At 63.1% G+C, this 1,176-nt stretch carries 3 protein-coding genes; 1 reads left to right on the forward strand and 2 read right to left on the reverse strand.

The window, feature by feature from the left end; all coding sequences use genetic code 11:
- A partial coding sequence (locus tag VJ307_10855; protein ID HJX74635.1) for a DUF3426 domain-containing protein occupies window positions 1-453 on the forward strand: 453 nt, incomplete at its 5' end.
- A 54-nt stretch (window positions 454-507) separates the two neighbouring features.
- Here VJ307_10855 and VJ307_10860 read toward each other — a convergent pair.
- Together VJ307_10860 and VJ307_10865 are read right to left on the reverse strand one after the other, a co-directional pair.
- Entirely contained in the window at window positions 508-903 is a 396-nt protein-coding gene (locus VJ307_10860) for a type II toxin-antitoxin system VapC family toxin (protein ID HJX74636.1), read from the reverse strand.
- Window positions 891-1,118: a type II toxin-antitoxin system Phd/YefM family antitoxin gene (locus VJ307_10865; GenBank protein HJX74637.1), complete on the reverse strand. Its 228-nt coding sequence runs from the start codon at window positions 1,116-1,118 to the stop codon at window positions 891-893. Before VJ307_10865 ends, VJ307_10860 begins: the two co-directional genes overlap by 13 nt.
- Window positions 1,119-1,176: the final 58 nt, after the last annotated feature.

Below are 1,176 nucleotides of genomic sequence, written 5' to 3' on the forward strand. Positions count from 1 at the left end.
TTCACGACGGCGGGGCAGGGGCAGTTGTCCCGGTTGTTCCCGGGATGGAAATCGTTGACGCTTGGCACCGCTACCGCATCCCCGGGCTATGACATCGGGAACGTGGAGGGATACTTCACGCGAAAAGCCGTCGGAGGGACCCTGTTCGTCCTCAAGGGAACGGTCATGAATGCCGGGAAAAGCCGCGGCGGGAAAATCCGCGTTCGGGCAATTCTCCTGGACAATCGGAACCAGCCGCTCGCGGAAACGATGGTCTACGCGGGGAACATCCTGAACGAGCGGTTGCTGCCCCGGATGGACCGGGAGGAGATCGAGTCTGCCATGGCTTCCGGTCCGCCGAGCGATGCGAGCAAGAACCTCCCCCCGGGGGAGGCACTTCCGTTCACGGTGGTGTTCGTCGACCCCCCGGATACGATGGTCTCTTCCCGGGTCACCGCGTTCGACGCGAAATAAGCCCCCGACGTTTACCAAGGGGGGAATTCAAGCGGCGGGCAAACCCGGCAGGTGTCACCACAACACGGGAACGGAGTACTGCGCGAAGACCGGATCCGCGGTCACGACGGGAAGGTTTTCGATCCGCGACTGGGCGATCAGCATCCGGTCGAACGGATCGCGGTGGGGTCCGGGCAGGGCGCCCGCCGCCAGGGCATGCTCCACGGTGATCGGCATGAATTCGATCCGGGCTTCCCGCAGAAGCCGGGGAAGATTCTCGACGGCTTCCTCCGCCTCCGGCAGCTTCCCGAGCCGGCGCTTGGTCGCGATCTCCCACGCCGAGGCGCTGCTCACAAGAACCGCGTTCCCGGGATCGGCGATCAGGGCCCGTGCCGAGGCCGATAGTCCAAGATCGTCGAACAGCCACCAGAGGAGCACATGGGTGTCGAGGAGGACCCTCATTCCCCCCATGCCTTGAGCTCCTCCTCCGGAAGCGGCTCAAAGAACGCCTTCCCGACCCGGCCCTTTGCGATGCCGGGAACCCGTGCCTTCCCTTCTTCCAGCGGCACCAGCCGGGCATAAGGCTTTCCTGCCTTGGCGAGGATGATCTCCTCCCCCTCGTGGGCCCGCTTGAGCAGCCGGGAGAGATGGGTCTTGGCCTGATGCACGTTGACGACGATGGGCATGTTCAATCTCCTCAAAAATATATCTTGATAATAAGCTAGACCATGTGACTTAGTCAAC

The organism is Candidatus Deferrimicrobiaceae bacterium (genome assembly GCA_035256765.1).
Classification (GTDB): domain Bacteria; phylum Desulfobacterota; class Deferrimicrobia; order Deferrimicrobiales; family Deferrimicrobiaceae; genus CSP1-8.

Coding starts and splice junctions, on each gene's coding strand:
- VJ307_10860 (HJX74636.1), bottom strand. CDS start 903: ATGGGGGGAATGAGGGTCCTCCTCGACACCCATGTGCTCCTCTGGTGG.
- VJ307_10865 (HJX74637.1), bottom strand. CDS start 1,118: ATGCCCATCGTCGTCAACGTGCATCAGGCCAAGACCCATCTCTCCCGG.